The sequence below is a fragment of the Blautia sp. OM06-15AC genome, assembly GCF_003481425.1.
Lineage (GTDB): Bacteria > Bacillota > Clostridia > Lachnospirales > Lachnospiraceae > Fusicatenibacter > Fusicatenibacter saccharivorans.
On the sequence record NZ_QULD01000009.1, the window covers coordinates 79,601 to 95,622 of the forward strand.

Consider the following 16,022-nt stretch of genomic DNA (forward strand, 5'->3'; position numbering starts at 1 on the left):
ACTTTTTTTGCCCAACGGATCCATTATAGCATTTTCCGTACTTTCTGACAAGGAATTCTCTCGAATCCCAATCATCTCCTGTGTGGTCTACTCGATCACTGCCCGGCTTCCTACACCATCCCGGCTTCGATTTTTCGTCACAATGATTTTTTTCTCAATCCGCTCTTTTAACTTGGGCACATGAGAAATAATTCCGACCAGACAGTTTCCATCCGCCAGACCTTCCAGTGCTTTCACCGCCTGATTCAGGGACTCTTCATCGAGAGAACCAAAACCTTCGTCCACAAACATGGAATCTAACCGGATTCCTCCTGCATACGACTGAATTTCATCTGACAGGCCAAGTGCCAGCGAAAGCGATGCCTGAAACGATTCGCCGCCGGAGAGCGTGCGGACACTCCGCTCCGTTCCGTTATAATGGTCAATCACATTCAGTTCCAATCCGGCTTTTTCTTTCTTATTCGTGCCGTCTTCCTGCCGTTTCAGCTCATACTGTCCCTGGCTCATCGTCAGGAAACGCACATTGGCTTTTCGCAGAATCCGGTCAAAATACGCCATCTGCACATACGTTTCCAGTTCAATCTTTTGCTTTCCGCTCACATTTCCACATGCGGTATCCGCAAGCGCATTGACCCATTTGTACTCTTCTTCCACGGTCTGCATCTGACTTTGCTGATTCCGAATGGCATCATATGTGTTCTGATTCGTATTTGCCGCGTGATACTGCTCGTTATAACGCTGATCCAGAACCTGTTTCTGTTCGGAAAGTCCCCTTAAATCTTCCTGTAATTCTATTTCTGACGGGAGCGGCTGTTCCTGTGAATCCGCTGTTTCTAACGCCTGAATCGCCGTAAGCGCCGCCTGTACTTCCATCAGTTTTTTCTGTATGGCATCCAGTTCCTCTTTTGCTGTTTTCTGTGCTTCTTCCAGCCGTTCTTTCTGTGCTTCCCAGGCTGCAATATGTTCCAGAAGTTCTGTTTCTTCTTTTCCCGCAAGCTGCGCCTCTTTTTCCCGGATCCTTTCCAGCAGTGCTTTTCTTTCAGCCTTTTGTTCCGTTTCCCGCAGCTCTTTTTTGCGAATTTCCTGTTCTCTTTGCTCCGTTTTCTGTGTTTCCTCCTGGATTTCCTGTCGGATCTTTTTCAGTTCCTCCTGTTCTGCAAGAATACATTGCTTCTGTTCTGTCAGTTCTTTTCGCTTTTGTTTCAGCCAGTGCTGTTCCCATACAGACCGAATCCACAGTTCTCTTTCTGCATCTGCAAGTTTTTCTGCGATTTCCGATCCCGTAAATTCATTTATCTGTTTTTTCACCGTTTCTGCACTTACCAGATCCTTCAGCTGCTCCTTCCCTTCTCTAGGCTTGCCTTCGGATTTCGCTCCTGTTTTCTGCTGATCCTGTTCTGCCCAGATCGCTCTCTGCTCTTCCAGATTTTCCAGCAGTTTCTCTTCTTGTTCCTTCCATCTCTTCCGATCGCTTTGCAGTACTTCAAGACGGCTCCGCACCTTCTGCAGCCGCTCATGATCCTCTTTCCGCTCAGCTTCCGCTTTTTTCTGCCGTGCGATACATTCTGCACGGCGGCTCACCTTTGCCCGCGTGGCAGCAATCTCTCCCTCACACTGTTTCTGTCTGTTTTTCCGGAAGGAAATCACCTGGGCAATCTGATCAGCCAGGGATTTTCTGTCCTCGCTCTCCCCCGGACCCTTTCTTTGCGCAGGATTCTTTTTCTCCATAAAAGCAGTCGTTTTTTGCGCCTCCGCAATTTCTTTTTCCAACTGTTCTTCCAGTGCTCTTTTGGTTCCTTCTGCCCGGCCAAGCTGTGTCTGTTCCGCTGCAATGGTCTTTTTTATGCTTTCCAGTCTTTTCTGCCGTTCTGTCTGTCTTTTTTCCAGTTCCGCATATTCCATCTGACGTACTTTCTGTGTTTCTTCTTCCTTCCGAAGCTGCTCTGCCTTCTCGACCGCTTCCTGTTGAAATAAAACATCCGGCATCTGTGAAAGTCGCTTCTGTTCGTGTTCTTTCTGACTCTCGGGCAGTTCTCTTAACAGCCATTCCGTTAGCTGTGCACGTTTTTCCTTTACCTGTCTGCGGCAGCTGCCCGCAGCCTCGCTTTGTCCCGCAGCTGCTTCCTCCTGCATCCGAAGTTCTTCTTTCTTGTGATCCAGCGTTTCTTTATCTGGCGTATGTTCTGCTCGTCTGGCAGGCTGCGGATGATGAATAGCGCCGCAGACCGGGCATGGTTCTCCCTCTGTCAGTTTTTCTGCCAGAATTCCCGCCTGTGCATCCAGAAATAAAGATTCCATCGCCTGATATGTTTCCCGTAAAGCATCTCTCTTTTTGATTTCACGCTGGTATGCACCTTGCTTTTCTTCCAGTTCTTTGCGTCCCTGCTCCCAGCTTTCCAGCAGATTTTCCAGCGTTTCCAGCTTCTGGTGGTATTTTTCCTGCAGCAGCGCGGCTCCGTCTCTTTCGGCCAGATGTTCTGCCGTTGTCGCGATATCCGCCTGTAAGTTCTCTTCTTCCTTTCGCAGTTGTGTCACCTGCGCGGCAATCTGCGTCCTTTCAGCCGTCGTTCTCTCCAGCTGTTTTTTCGTTTCTTCTAAAGTGTGGATTTTCTGTTCCAGATTTTTCTTTTCATCCAGCAGTTTTTCGCAGACCTGATCCTGCCCGGCCAGCCTTTCTGCCTCTTCGGCTGCCCTGGCCGCTGTCTCCTCTGTTTCTTTTATTTTTTTACAAAGAACGCTTTCCTCTTCTTTGTTTGCCGTTTCCTCTTTGACTGCGCCTGCAATTGTCTCGCAGTATGCTTCCATCTGCTGTATCTGCTCTGCGGCATACGCTTCTTTTTGTTCCGTCCGTGCAAGTTTCACCTCCGCATCAGAGAGACGTTCTTCCCGTGCTTTCTTCTGTTCCAGGACTTTTTTTGCACGCTCCTGCTCTGTCTGAAGCTGTTCTTTTGCTTCTGTTGCTGCCTGCAGTTCCTTTTGCAGCTGTGTCATGGCACTTTGCTCCTGCTGCACTTTTCGCAGCAGTTCCAGACACACTTTTTCTTCCCGAATCCGCTCTTCCAACTGCTTACAAATCTCTGCCTCTTTCTCTGCCTGCTCACTTCTCTTTTTCTTTTCTTCTTCCTTCGGAAGCAGAGTCTCCCATTCTTTTTCTTTCTGCTCTTTCTCTTTTTGTCTCGTCTGTCGCTCTTTTATTTTTCCCAAAAGCTGGTTTTTCTTTTCGATCTCTTCATTTAGCGTACTCTGCTCGTCTTGCAGCGCCTTTAATTTCTCATCGTCCCATTCGATGCAGCGTGCAAGCAGTTCCATACCGCGCATAACCTGGCCGTCGAATTTATTTTTCTTCAGCCGGTCAAACTCTGTTTTCCATTCTGCCTCTTCCGGGCAGACAACATTTTCCAGATACTGGCTGATGCTGCGTTTCTTTTCATCGTATATTTTCCAGCGCTCCTTTGCTGCTTCCCGCAGACGCTTCTGCAGCTCCTGATAAATCTCTGTGTGAAACATTTTCCGGAAAATTTCACTCCGATCCGCTGTTCCTGTCAGCAGAAGCTTCTGGAAATCTCCCTGCGCAATCATCGCAATCTGTCGGAACTGACGCTGATCCAGCCCGAGAAGTTCTGTCACTTTCTTTGTCACTTCCGAAGTTTTCGTAACCGGCTGCCGCTCATCCGGAAAAATCAGTTCTGCATTCGCTTTCTCCATCGTCATGCCCTGTCCGCGGTCCTTCGGGCGCAGATATTCCGGGTTTCTCTTTACCGTATAGTCCTTTCCCTGATACGTAAACGTAAGCTCTACGAAGGTACGCACCTCCGGTTTTGCATACTTACTGCGGAACATTTCGCCTTTCCGGATTTCACCGCTCGCTTCCCCGTAAAGCGCAAACGTGATGGCATCAAAAATCGTTGTTTTTCCCGCGCCGGTGTCCCCCGTAATCAGATACAGACCGCCGCCAAGCCGGTCAAAATCAAGTTCCATCCGGTCCGCATACGGTCCGAATGCACTGATGACTAATTTCTTTGGTTTCATGCCTTCATCCCCCGTAACAATTCTTCCACCAGCGCTTTCTGCTGTGCGGTCATGCTCTGATTATTCTGTAATTCATAAAATTCCCGGAACAGTTCCAGTTCTGATTTTTCCTCCACTCGTTCCGCCGTGCCAATGTCTGCAGCAGACCGGGTTCTTTTGTTATCGTACTCCAGGCGCATCAGGTTCGGATAGATCGTTCGGAGTTTTGCCATTCCATCCGGCACATCTTCTTCATCCGTCAACGTCACCAGAAGGTAATCCTCGCAGTCGCTGTTCTCATAAAATGTTTTTGCCGTGACTTCCAGATACGTCCCCCGGATTTTCCTGAGATCGTGCAAGGGCTTTAATGGAATTGTTCTAAGCTCCACCGTTCCTTTTTCTTTTAATTCGATCACCGTAATCGTTTTTTCCTGTCCTGCTTCCGAAAAAGAATATTTCAGCGGCGAACCGCAATAGCGAACCGTATCTCTTTCCACCTTCTGTGGGCTGTGGATGTGCCCCAGTGCAGCATAATCAAACTTTTCAAACAATTCTGCCGGAATCTGATCCAAGTCGCCAACCTGCAGTTCTTCTGCATCACATCGTTTTGCCCCGGTTACGAACTGGTGGGCCAGAATCACATTTCGATCCTGTTCATCAACCAGATCCTGTTCCAGTGCAATCCGAACTGCATCCGCTGTACACATTACTTCTTCCGCACGCTCCGGCAGGGCATGACGCACCACCGCAGGCCGTAAAAACGGAAGCAGATGAATCCACACCGTGCCATACGCATCCTGCAGCGGAATTTTCTCTATCGTTCCATTGTATACCTTTGAAAAATAGATCCCGCTTTTTCCCATCAGGCTGGATCCAAATGCCAGACGCTCGGCGGAATCATGGTTTCCACTGATGATAAAAGTGGGAATCCGATTGGTGGAAAGCTCTGTCAGAAACGCATCAAAAACCTGAACCGCTTCTGCACTTGGAATCGTACTGTCGTAAATATCTCCGGAAAGCAGTACGCCATCTGGTCTCTCTCTTTTTGCAGCATGCAGAATCTGCGACAAAATGTACTTCTGATCCTCGATCATCGAAAATTCATTGACTCGCTTTCCGATGTGGAGATCGGATAAGTGGAATAATTTCATAAGCGCCTCCCTGTCATTTTCCATGGTATTGTAATCTGCAGGGCCCGCCACTGGCAGCCCCCTCCGAACGTAAAACAACAAAAGCCCCTGCTTTCGCAGGAGCTCTCTCTTTCGTAGCGAGAGGGGGATTCGAACCCTCGACACCGCGGGTATGAACCGCGTGCTCTAGCCAACTGAGCTATCTCGCCATACTATATTTTTAGAAGTATGGGGCCTACAGGGCTCGAACCTGTGACCCTCTGCTTGTAAGGCAGATGCTCTCCCAGCTGAGCTAAGACCCCATATCTGTTTTCTAGCAGTTCTTACGTCCTGCTGACAATATGTATATTAGCACGCTTTGTTCTGTTTGTCAACGATATTTTTTGAAATTTTTCAAATTTTTTCTTTTGTTTCTACAATACCAGCGATTTCATGTCCTTCCGGCATACGCTGTCTTTAACTGTCCAAAGTTATTTTTTCTATGCATCTTTCCGCTTTCTCATCTCTTTCAGTTTCTGGTTCATGCTTTCCGCCACCATATGGTCATTTACATATACGATCAGATTCACCGTAACATAAACTCCAATAATCAAAACCTCCATCAGCACGACCATTTTAGCTTTGCTGAAGTAAAACCATCCGAATGCTCTGCCAAGTCCCAGGACAGCACAATTGGCATAGATAAAATAGATGATCTGCCGTGCAATCATGCCCTGTTTGGATACTTCTTTTCCTTCCTCATCCGGGTACATCAGAATCGGGATGGAGCATACAGCGGAAACCAGAAGAATCTGCCAGAGAATCATGACACTGATCTGGGCATCCAGACCGCACATCACAGTAATATAGATCGCGGACGCAAGCAGAACGCACACGGTAATTTTCGAAAAAATATTTGCAAGAATTTTTATTTTATTCATCATTGTTTTCGCCTCCCTACAATCCCAGTCGTTCTTTCAGAACCGGCACATACTGCCGGGAAATAATCACTTTTTCCTCATTTTCGAGTAACGCTTCAAATCTGCCGCCAAAAGCAGGCGACAAATGCCGGATTTTGTCCAGATTTAGAATCATGGATTTGGAGGCCCGCATAAATGGAAAAGACACCAGCTGTTCTTCTAACTGATACAGTTTTTCTTTAACTTCATAAACATTCTTTTGTCCATAGGCAAAGACCTTATTGTCCGTTGCCTCAAAATAGAAAATATCCGGAAGTGCCAGAAGAGTAATTCCTTTTGCATCGTATCCCGTAATTTTTCGATCCCCGTTTTTCAGTTTGCAGATCAGATGGTTGATGTCCTCCGTCAGCACACGGCATTTGATGATGATTTCTTCCTCTTCGTCCGGAGATGGATTGATGATCGTTATCTTCACATTGGTTCCCTCTTTTCTTTTCCCTATCCTCTTTTATATCGGATTTTCTTGGAGATGTCTATCCCTTGTATGGTATGCTGTATAAAAATTTTCGAATCAGTTTCAACTTTTTTGCTGTATACGGCTGATAGCGGATCGGAAAATCCATCCATGTCTTTTTATCCACGATGCTGCGCTTATGTGTGAATTCCGCAAATCCGGCCTCACCGTGATAGCCGCCCATACCGCTTTCTCCTACACCGCCAAACGGCATCTCACTGGTAGCAAGATGAATCAGTGTGTCGTTGATGCAGCCACCGCCAAACCGGCACCTCTCCAGAACCGTTTTCTTCACCTTTTTGTTTTCCGTAAAGCAGTACAGGGCAAGCGGTTTGGGGCGTTGATTGATCCAGGAGAGTGCATCCTCAAGTTTTTCATACGTCAATACTGGCAGGATGGGACCAAAAATCTCCTCCTGCATGACCGCATCTTCCCATTCTACGTGATCCAACACAGTAGGTTCGATCCGTAGTTGATAAACTTTCCAAAGACAATTCGTCTTGCCGCAAGCCGGATCTTACTGCTTTTTTCTACAATGCATGGGCTTTTTCCGCCAAGTTCCAGTGTCACGGGCGTCAGATGTCTTGCAGCACTTTCCATGACCTGCTTTCCGACCGCTACACTTCCTGTGAAAAAAATCTTATCAAATTTTTCCTGTAAAAGTGCCTGATTTTCCTCCCGTCCGCCTAAAACAACGGCAACATATTCTGGTGGAAAACATTCTTCTAACAGATCTTTCAGGACATTTGCACTGGCCGGTGCATAAGCACTTGGCTTTACCACCGCAGTATTTCCTGCCGCAATGGCATCTACCAGCGGTTCTAACGTCAGCAGAACAGGGTAATTCCACGGGCTCATAATCAGCACATTGCCATAAGGAGAAGGGCTTTGATAACTTTTCGCAGCGAACTGCGCCAGCGGTGTTCTGACATGTTTTTGTCTGCAAAGCCGCCCTAAGTGCTGCTTCATCCAGCGGATTTCCCCCTGCACCAGTCCAATCTCACACATCACACTCTCCGTCTTGCTCTTTCCAAGATCCGTATGCAGCGCTTTGCAGAGGATCTGCTCCTGTTTTTGCAAGGCCATTTCCAATCTGCTCAAAGCCTCCATCCGCACATACAAACGCCCATTTAATGCGGTACGAACCGAAACAACACGATCCGCATTTACAATCGTTGTCTTTGATGCACGCTACATACATTTTCTTGTTATTTTCTCTTCCAGCTGATACAGTCTGCTTTTAATTTCATAAAACTTATTTGACGTATAAGCAAACACCTTGTTTTGCACTGCCTCGAAATATAAAATATCTTCTGTTCTTATGGAAACACATTATTTCTTTTCTGTGTATCCCCGGATAGATTCCCCTTTGCTTCTTACATACTCTTTTATTTCTGCAAATTCTTTCGTAAAATTTACATATTCGAGTATAACGCCCTCTTTTTCCGGGTCATCGATCTCTCTTTCTGTAATATTCATAACTGTCTCTTTTCTCATTTTTTATTCATTCTATAGTCGAAGGATATATTTACTTCCCATCTTTCTCCGGAAGAGCTGTCATGCACAAAAAAATAATTCCAAATACCACAACACATCCAACCATAAGCATCACCATCTGATTTACACTTACTACAGACCCCTGGAACTTCGGGTTACAATCCAGTGTATCACGAATCGCAGTAATCATTTCTTCTGGCAGCTGATTGTTCTCCATCTCTTCGAAGATTCCACGGAGCATATGATTTTTCAGCAGAGAAGTTCCGTAGGTACTTGGCAGATACGACAGTACTTTCTGCAGGCCGCTGCCGAAATTTGAAATCGGCATGTAAGCTCCGCATAAAAATCCATACCCGGCACTTACGATCGTTCCCACTGCGGATAACTGACCCTGGGTTGTCAGTGGAAAACTGACGATGCTTGACAACGTGCTTCCAAAGAGTACCAGTAAAATTTCATCGAGAAGAACCCAGAATACATCTACAGCGCTCATATACCAGCCCATTTTGTACATATAGCCAAGGCATAATACAAGCGCAAGCCCATTCACCAGCAGGGAATTGACTACAGTAGATAAAAAATACCCAAGATAAAGCTGTGCTTTGCTGATTGGCGATACATTAAAATCTTTCCTTGTTCCGTTTGCCCGGTCCTGTACCATCGTAAGATTCACGCAGAATGTCACAGTCACACAGCTGACTGCCAGAAGAGCCGCGGCAAGCTGTGCGGCCACCGTTCCATCGATCAGTTTGTCTGAGATTGTAATCATGTCCGGGATCGCGGACACAAAGGAATCTCTGTATACGTTTGCCAGAAATGTAGCATACAGCAAAATCAGAATTCCCGGAGTAATTAAAGCCGAAAAAAACATTCCTCTGTCTTTAAAAAACAATTTTCTGTTTCGACTTATAAGTGCAAATACTGCCTTCATCTGTGCTCACCTCCCAATGTTTTTCCTGTTACAGCAAGAAATACATCATCCATTCTGCCCTTTACCACTTCATAATCACGGAATATTTCCTGATGTTCCACGATCAGCCGGGTAGCCTCTGCGGTATTTTTTACTTTTAACTGATAGCCATCCCGGATCTTTTTATACTCTCTGCCCAGTGTTTTGATTTCTTCTCCTGTCACACCATAAACAGACATAGTGTCCTGCACATACTCATTTTTCAGCTCAAAAGGAGTTCCTTCTGCCACGATGCTTCCTTTATCCAGAATCACCACATAACCGGCATTTGCAGCTTCTTCCATGTAGTGCGTAGTCAGAAAAACTGTCAGCTTTTCTTCCACTCGAAGTTTTTCAATGATATCCCAGATCAAAAGCCGCGTCTGTGGGTCAAGTCCTGTCGTTGGTTCATCTAAAATCAGAAGTTCGGGCCGATGCAGCAAGGCTCTTGCAATATCAATTCTTCTTCTCTGTCCGCCGGACAGTTTTCCGACCGGCCGGTTCAGATAATCTCCGAAATCAAAAATCTCCACCAGTTCCCGCAATCTTTTTTCAAACGCTTTTCCTGTTATTCCATAAAGCGCTGCTCTGTTTTTCAGATTTTCCCTGACGGTAAGTGGCTTGTCCAGCACACTGTCCTGAAATACCACGCCAAGCATTGTTCCAACTTTCCTTCCGATCTTATCCAGATCTGTGCCCTGGATCTGAACCGTTCCGCTGTCTTTGCGAAGCTGCCCGCAGATGATCGAAATCGTTGTGCTCTTCCCTGCCCCGTTTACACCAAGGAATGCAAAGAGCTCTCCTTTTTTCACCTGAAAACTCAGATCATTGACTGCTTTTACATCACCAAAGCTTTTCTTTAAATGAGTGATTTTAATCATATCTGTTTCCATTACGCCTGCCTTCTCCTTTGATTTCTTTGCTGTTCCACATAAAAAATATCAGACAATTTCAATTGATACAAAACGTGATTTTTATATCCACATACCGATGTTTGTCCAAATACAGCTTCCCGAACATTCTGCACCCAGGATGCTTCCCTGTTGTGGCAATATACCATAACATGTTCTTCCTGCTTTGGATCAATCTGTTCCACCTCACATTTCATCCATCTCACCCCCAGTTATTCCTATTTCTTTTATATATGATTTTACAGCATTCGTCCAGTCTGCATGATGTAAAATGCAGAAATTCGCGGGTAAGATGCCAATTTCTGTTGTCTGCTCGTCTGGCGCATAGGAATTCATAAAAATAAGTGGAAAGCCATGTCAATGGACATGAAACTTTCCACTTATTCATTTTCATAAATTTTTTAATCACTTGAAACTCCACGTCATGAATTTCCGCTTATCTTAATACTTCATCTTTGATCTGTTGTCCTTCCATCTTTTCAACATTCCTCTTCTCAAAATGAGTTATGAATACGAAATCCTAAAATAGTCTAAATATGCCTTATACCGATCCTGCGCTGTCAGACAGGTATCCATCAGATAACCTTTTTCATTATTCCATTCTTTCAGACCACGATAATAAAACATCTTCAGATCCTCTTCGATCATGAACGGAACGATATTGTACTTCAGGCATTCCTTGAACATAAGCAATCGGCCTACACATAATTTCTTCTCATCTTCAACAACTAATAATCTCCATTTATTTTTCTCCATTTTCTTAACAGGAATTTTACGCCCTCTATTGTATAATGCAAACATCGAAAGGTCAATAAACGGACTTTGAACATTGAAAGGAGTATTTTAATGAAATCTGAAAAAGCAACACAGATTCTTTTACTTGCAGCCGGTCTGGTGTTTTTCCTTGTCGGGATCTTCCGCGGAGAAGCAGCGGTTGTTCTTAGCAAGGCAATAAAATTATGTATGGAGTGTGTAGGAATTGGATAAGAAAATGAAATCAAACAAAAACTTTCTGGCCCGCTTCCGCGGATGGATTCAGGCAGCTGCTACACTGCTGACCAACATTCACATCCCGAATCTGTTGAAAGGGAAAATTTATCAGGGAAATGTAAAAACGATGTGCGTCCCGGGACTAAACTGTTACTCTTGTCCTGCCGCCACAGGCGCCTGTCCGATTGGAGCTTTTCAAGCCGTGGTCGGTTCTTCAAAATTCAAATTTACCTACTACATCACCGGATTTTTCATCCTGTTAGGTGTTCTGTTAGGGCGGTTTATCTGTGGATTTCTCTGTCCGTTTGGATGGTTCCAGGATCTGCTGCATAAGATTCCGGGCAAGAAACTTTCCACCGCAAAACTGAAGCCTCTGCGGTATCTGAAATATGTGATTCTGGTCGTCTTTGTTATACTGCTTCCGGCATTTGTAACCAATTCACTTGGTATGGGAGATCCTTTCTTCTGCAAATACATTTGCCCACAGGGCGTACTTGAAGGCGCAATTCCGCTGGCACTTGCCAACTCAGGAATCCGTGCCGCACTCGGACATTTATTTACATTTAAGTTCACAATCCTTGCGCTTTTCATCATCCTGAGCATCTTGTTTTACCGTCCATTTTGTAAATGGATCTGCCCGCTGGGTGCTATTTACTCACTGTTTAACAAGGTATCTTTTCTTAAGATTCAGGTTGATCATGAGAAATGTGTTGGCTGCCAGAAATGTAGTCGTGTCTGTAAGATGGATGTCAATGTAGTAGACACACCAAACCATCCGGAGTGTATCCGATGCGGAGAATGTATGAAAGCCTGCCCGACTGATGCAATCTGCTATCATTACGGATTTTCAACTAAGAAACAGGCTGAAAATAAAAACTAATAAAACGTAATTTAAAGGAGATTTAAAATCATGAAAAACAAAACACTTAGAACAAACTCAATGAAATTAAAAAAGGTAATTGCTGCATCCCTTGCCATTTCTGTACTTTTTGCGTTTACAGGCTGCGGAAATTCCTCCTCAACAGACAATACAAACACAAAACAGGAATCTTCTTCCACAACAGAAACGGGCAGCGCAGACGAGCTGAACAAAAAACGGGATGACCTTTACCAGCAGGAAAACCAGCTTTTTGCTGATCACAAAGATGCATGGGACAAAGCCTTTGGTCTTATGAACAAGAACGCTGCCGGTGATGCCATGAGCGAAAACTATGCTGATACCCTCGCAAGCACAGTGGAATCTAACAAAGACTCTTTCTCTAAAGAAGAATATGAAACTCTGTGCAAAGACATCGAGACAATCCGCGGAATTGAAGAAGAAATTGCCAAGCTTGAGAAAGAGATTGCTGCATCCGATTCCTCTGACAGCTCTTCCTCCAAATCAAACGAATCCACAGCTGTATTCAAAGGTTTCAAAGGAAAAGATCTGGATGGAAACGATGTAGATGACAGTCTTTTCGCTAAAAATAAAGTTACAGTTGTAAATTTCTGGTTCAGTGGATGCAAGCCATGTGTCGGAGAGCTCTCTAAGCTGAATGAATTAAATGAGAAACTCAAAGAAATGGGTGGCGAAGTTGTTGGTATCAACATGGATACTTTAGACAACAATGAAGCCGGAATCAAAGAGGCAAAAGAAATCATGAAAGCTCAGGGCGCTTCCTACAAGAACCTGACTTTCGATTCTAATTCAACAGTTGGAAACTATGCTGGAAAAGGAAACATCATGGCATTTCCTACAACCGTTCTTGTAGATAAAGACGGAAATATCGTTGGGGAACCTTTCATGGGTGGCATTGACGATCAGTCAAACTACGATCAGCTGATGAAGCAGATTCAGTCCGTACTGGACCAGAAATAATTCACATAAATATCCTAGTTAGGGGGCAGTTACTGTTTGCAGTAACTGCCCCCTAACATTCAGCAGAATTTCACTGCACTGCTCGATGCTCCTGAAATCACTTGTTTCTTTTTTCCGTCTTGCTCGCCTCTGCTGCTTCTTTTGTATCGCAACAGCTGCTTTTTCTTCTGGAGTTTTCTTATGTTTTTTTGCCATAAGTGTTTCCAGTGTAATTCCATTCTGAATGTCTCTCAGGATACGTTCTTCATAACTCTTTTGACGCTTTTCTACAATTTTATAACTTTCTTATAATATCTTTTATCCCACCAATTTATGAATTACTTTTATCAGTAATTCCACATCAACTGGCTTAGCAACATGTTCATCCATCCCTGCTGCTTTTGCTTTTATTCTGTCCTCCGTGAACGCATTTGCTGTCATTGCAATGATCGGTACCTCCTTTGCATCCTCTCTGTCCAGAGACCTGATTATCTTTGTGGCTTCATAACCATTCATTACAGGCATCATAATGTCCATAAGAATGACATCAAATTCACCAGGTTCACTTTTTCTGAACAGCTCAACCGCTTCCTGCCCATTCCACGCTTTAATCACGTCCGCGCCCTCATTCTGAAGCATAAATTCAGCGATTTCCATATTCAGCTCATTATCTTCCGCCAGAAGAATATGCAATCCCTTTATAGATTTTTCGGATACCTTCTTCTGTTCTTCACGTTTATCCGCATCCGGATCTATTTTAAATGGAACCCGGATCACAAATGTCGTCCCTACGCCTTTTTCACTTTCAAAAGTAATGGTTCCACCCATTTTCTCGACCAGCTTCCTTGCAATGGCCATTCCCAATCCGGTTCCGACAAACTTTGTGCGGCTTCCTGTATGTTCCTGTGCAAATGGTTCAAAAATATGTTTCTGGAACTCCTCAGTCATTCCGATTCCTGTATCCCGGCAGATAAATTCCATTGTCGTCATTCCTGGCTGTTCGGATGGGATTTCCATGCAGCTAAGATAAATATGTCCATTTTCTCTGTTATATTTCACTGCATTGGACAGGATATTCATCATCACACGTTTTACATACCCCGGACTTCCAATAAGATCACGGTGTATGATTTCTTTTTTCTCCCATACAATCCGGATATTCTGTTCTGCAGCAATCTGTTCAATTACAACAAGCACTTCCTCAGAGATTTTGCTCAGATTAAATGGACTCTCTTCCAGAACAACTTCACCCGACTCCAGCTTACTCATGTCCAGAACACCATTTACCAGTTCCAGCAACAGATTGGATGCCGCTTTAACCTTTGTTCTGTATTCCTTCTGCTTCTCCATATCATCTGCATAATGGTCTGCCATATTGATCAAACCGTAGATTCCATTAATCGGAGTCCTGATATCGTGGCTCATACGATGAAGGAACTCTGTTTTTGCCTCATTGGCGGCTTCTGCCTTTTTTGCTGCTGTCAGAAGTTCTGCTTTATATTTTTCATCTTTTTCAAATTCTTGTTTCCGGTGCGCCAGATTGGTTCTGTATGTCCAGAACCAGAATATGCCGAACATCAGAAAATAAAGAAAAATAACACCTATAACACTTAATGGAAGATTACGAAACACTTCCGTATCCGGAAGATATGCGTAGATATAATAATCACGCTGTTTCAGCATGATTCCATAACATCCAATTCCTTCCTTCCTAAAATGATAGATATGCTGACTGTCTGTATGCTTTTTCATTGCCTGAACAACTTCGTTGTCGGCTGTATTCTGTCCCAACAGGCTCTCATTATTGCTGGCAACAACGATTCCGTCGTCTGCAACGATAATCGTTCCATCTTTCTGGATACTATAACCATTTAAAAGCCCCTGTATCGTCAGCGTATAGTTTCTGGCAAATTCAGGAGATGTGTAATAATAGATTGCAACGATACCCGGTGCATCTTTTCTGGCGCAGGCTGCAATGTCAATAAAGGATCCATCTTCCCTGGTAAACCGTTCCGAATAGCTTCTTTCTTCATATCCGGCAAAATCCATGATAATTTCTTTTTGCAGATACTCCGTAATCTCATTAGCCAGAGACTCATCCGTGCTGTATTCACAGTCCGTCTTTCCTTCTGCATCCAGTACAATGATACCATCCACCCATAGAGTCTGCAGGTTTTCCTTCAGGAAATCCCGGCTTAGCTGACCGCCGTTTTCTATTTCCATATCGATATTCGTACTCATCTGTCTGGCACTTTCAATCGCACGGAGAAGACTTTTGGATTCCGAAGATTCATTATAATGGGTGTAGGTGGAACACTGCACTTTGACATAATTTACAATCTCTACCATTCTTTTCTCTGCTTCCGCTTTCTCCGCATGAAAGAAATAAAACAGAGAAACTACAGCCACACAGATTCCAATCAGACCACCGAATAGCTGGATTCGTTTTTCTTTTTTCTTTCTCTTAATATCCAAGATCATCCACCTCCAGATACTTCTGGGGATCATCCAGATATTTTTCAATAATTTTCAGGGATGTGCCATCCTGGCGCATTTCTTCCAGTGTCTGATCCATCTGCTCACAGATTCCCCTGTCATCCTCTTTTGCAAAAGCAACTCCTATCCCCACAACCATCAAAGGTTCTTCAAGGATGCGGAAGCTTGTATCATAATCCTTCATATACTGGACAATAGATTCCTCATGTGCGGCGACTGCATCTACATATCCTTTCCCAAGAAATGTATAGATCAGCTCCCTGTGTCCCAGACTGATCAGATTGCCCAGCTTGGGGATTCTCTGATCCGTCCGGTTCAGAAAGATGCCTTCCGGTTTGGTTGTGGACTGAACAGCCAAGTTCTTACCCTCCAGATCACTCAGTTTATAGATATCACTATTCTCATTTACAGCAACCACCTGACGGCTTGCTATATATGGTCCCGCCCAGCGGTAATCGTCAAGGCGTCCTTCCATGGAAAAGCAGCCCATGATACAGTCAATCTCTCCGCTCTCCACCAGTTCTTTTTTCTTCTCCCAGTTGATCTGGACAACCTCCACCTGATATCCCATTCTTTTGAAAGCTTCCGCAGCCAGTTCTACATCGATTCCCGTCGGTACACCATCCTCATTCAGATAATTGTATGGTGGATAGCTGTCGCTGCCGAGGGTAATAACAGGCTTTTCGGTTTTTTCTTTCGTGTTATCTGTGTTTTTACACCCTGCCAGGGTGACTGCTAAAATTCCCGCAAGCAGAATGCCTGCAATCATTCTTTTTCCTTTCATTTTCTGT

15 protein-coding genes, 2 tRNA genes and 2 pseudogenes are annotated in these 16,022 nt (G+C 44.5%); 3 read left to right on the forward strand and 16 right to left on the reverse strand.

Features of this window, described 5'->3' with window-relative positions; all coding sequences use genetic code 11:
* Nucleotides 1–87: 87 nt before the first annotated feature.
* The 13 genes and pseudogenes from DXB83_RS12105 to DXB83_RS12160 form a co-directional block, all read right to left on the reverse strand.
* Entirely contained in the window at nt 88–4,029 is a 3,942-nt protein-coding gene (locus DXB83_RS12105; RefSeq protein WP_117805344.1) for an SbcC/MukB-like Walker B domain-containing protein, read from the reverse strand.
* The gene (locus tag DXB83_RS12110) at nt 4,026–5,159 is read right to left on the reverse strand and encodes an exonuclease SbcCD subunit D (protein ID WP_055228284.1); all 1,134 of its coding nucleotides are present in this window, start codon (nt 5,157–5,159) and stop codon (nt 4,026–4,028) included. The genes DXB83_RS12105 and DXB83_RS12110 overlap by 4 nt, the downstream gene beginning before the upstream one ends.
* Nucleotides 5,160–5,273: 114 nt before the next feature.
* A tRNA-Met gene (locus tag DXB83_RS12115) sits at nt 5,274–5,347 on the reverse strand.
* Between the two features lie 20 nt (nt 5,348–5,367).
* Nucleotides 5,368–5,440: transfer RNA gene (locus DXB83_RS12120), tRNA-Val, on the reverse strand.
* 177 nt (nt 5,441–5,617) lie between these two features.
* Nucleotides 5,618–6,061 (reverse strand): DUF3021 family protein, encoded by a 444-nt coding sequence (locus DXB83_RS12125; protein WP_117805343.1) that lies wholly within the window; start codon nt 6,059–6,061, stop codon nt 5,618–5,620.
* Between the two features lie 13 nt (nt 6,062–6,074).
* The gene (locus DXB83_RS12130; RefSeq protein ID WP_118594520.1) at nt 6,075–6,512 is read right to left on the reverse strand and encodes a LytTR family DNA-binding domain-containing protein; all 438 of its coding nucleotides are present in this window, start codon (nt 6,510–6,512) and stop codon (nt 6,075–6,077) included.
* Between the two features lie 58 nt (nt 6,513–6,570).
* Nucleotides 6,571–7,724, reverse strand: a pseudogene (locus DXB83_RS17290) (aldehyde dehydrogenase family protein).
* A gap of 18 nt (nt 7,725–7,742) precedes the next feature.
* The gene (locus DXB83_RS17390; protein ID WP_117802413.1) at nt 7,743–7,874 is read right to left on the reverse strand and encodes a LytTR family DNA-binding domain-containing protein; all 132 of its coding nucleotides are present in this window, start codon (nt 7,872–7,874) and stop codon (nt 7,743–7,745) included.
* Nucleotides 7,875–7,883: 9 nt separating this feature from the next.
* The gene (locus tag DXB83_RS16515) at nt 7,884–8,030 is read right to left on the reverse strand and encodes a hypothetical protein (protein WP_158565937.1); all 147 of its coding nucleotides are present in this window, start codon (nt 8,028–8,030) and stop codon (nt 7,884–7,886) included.
* Between the two features lie 49 nt (nt 8,031–8,079).
* A complete protein-coding gene (locus DXB83_RS12145) occupies nt 8,080–8,979 on the reverse strand; it encodes an ABC transporter permease (protein ID WP_117761570.1) in 900 nt (299 codons plus the stop codon).
* Nucleotides 8,976–9,890: an ABC transporter ATP-binding protein gene (locus DXB83_RS12150; RefSeq protein ID WP_118697679.1), complete on the reverse strand. Its 915-nt coding sequence runs from the start codon at nt 9,888–9,890 to the stop codon at nt 8,976–8,978. The genes DXB83_RS12145 and DXB83_RS12150 overlap by 4 nt, the downstream gene beginning before the upstream one ends.
* Nucleotides 9,890–10,105: a hypothetical protein gene (locus DXB83_RS12155; RefSeq protein WP_118697680.1), complete on the reverse strand. Its 216-nt coding sequence runs from the start codon at nt 10,103–10,105 to the stop codon at nt 9,890–9,892. The genes DXB83_RS12150 and DXB83_RS12155 overlap by 1 nt, the downstream gene beginning before the upstream one ends.
* A 307-nt stretch (nt 10,106–10,412) precedes the next feature.
* A pseudogene (locus tag DXB83_RS12160) lies at nt 10,413–10,610 on the reverse strand (cell filamentation protein Fic); the annotation flags it as partial.
* A gap of 144 nt (nt 10,611–10,754) precedes the next feature.
* Here DXB83_RS12160 and DXB83_RS12165 point away from each other — a divergent pair.
* Genes DXB83_RS12165 through DXB83_RS12175 form a run of 3 tightly spaced genes read left to right on the forward strand, consistent with a single transcriptional unit; the run spans nt 10,755 to nt 12,756 of the window.
* Nucleotides 10,755–10,895 carry a CD1871A family CXXC motif-containing protein gene (locus DXB83_RS12165; RefSeq protein ID WP_020435933.1) on the forward strand — a complete coding sequence of 47 codons (141 nt, stop codon included), beginning with the start codon at nt 10,755–10,757 and terminating at the stop codon, nt 10,893–10,895.
* A complete protein-coding gene (locus tag DXB83_RS12170) occupies nt 10,888–11,778 on the forward strand; it encodes a 4Fe-4S binding protein (RefSeq protein ID WP_118697681.1) in 891 nt (296 codons plus the stop codon). Before DXB83_RS12165 ends, DXB83_RS12170 begins: the two co-directional genes overlap by 8 nt.
* 30 nt (nt 11,779–11,808) lie before the next feature.
* The gene (locus DXB83_RS12175) at nt 11,809–12,756 is read left to right on the forward strand and encodes a TlpA disulfide reductase family protein (RefSeq protein WP_118697682.1); all 948 of its coding nucleotides are present in this window, start codon (nt 11,809–11,811) and stop codon (nt 12,754–12,756) included.
* Nucleotides 12,757–12,774: 18 nt separating this feature from the next.
* On the opposite strand, the gene DXB83_RS16520 is transcribed toward DXB83_RS12175, so the two are convergent.
* The 3 genes from DXB83_RS16520 to DXB83_RS12185 form a co-directional block, all read right to left on the reverse strand.
* Nucleotides 12,775–12,951 carry a hypothetical protein gene (locus DXB83_RS16520; protein ID WP_158581113.1) on the reverse strand — a complete coding sequence of 59 codons (177 nt, stop codon included), beginning with the start codon at nt 12,949–12,951 and terminating at the stop codon, nt 12,775–12,777.
* A 102-nt stretch (nt 12,952–13,053) separates the two neighbouring features.
* The gene (locus tag DXB83_RS12180) at nt 13,054–15,216 is read right to left on the reverse strand and encodes an ATP-binding protein (protein WP_118697683.1); all 2,163 of its coding nucleotides are present in this window, start codon (nt 15,214–15,216) and stop codon (nt 13,054–13,056) included.
* Nucleotides 15,200–16,015, reverse strand: coding sequence for a substrate-binding periplasmic protein (locus DXB83_RS12185; RefSeq protein WP_118666776.1), 816 nt, complete (start codon nt 16,013–16,015; stop codon nt 15,200–15,202). Before DXB83_RS12185 ends, DXB83_RS12180 begins: the two co-directional genes overlap by 17 nt.
* Nucleotides 16,016–16,022 lie beyond the last annotated feature (7 nt).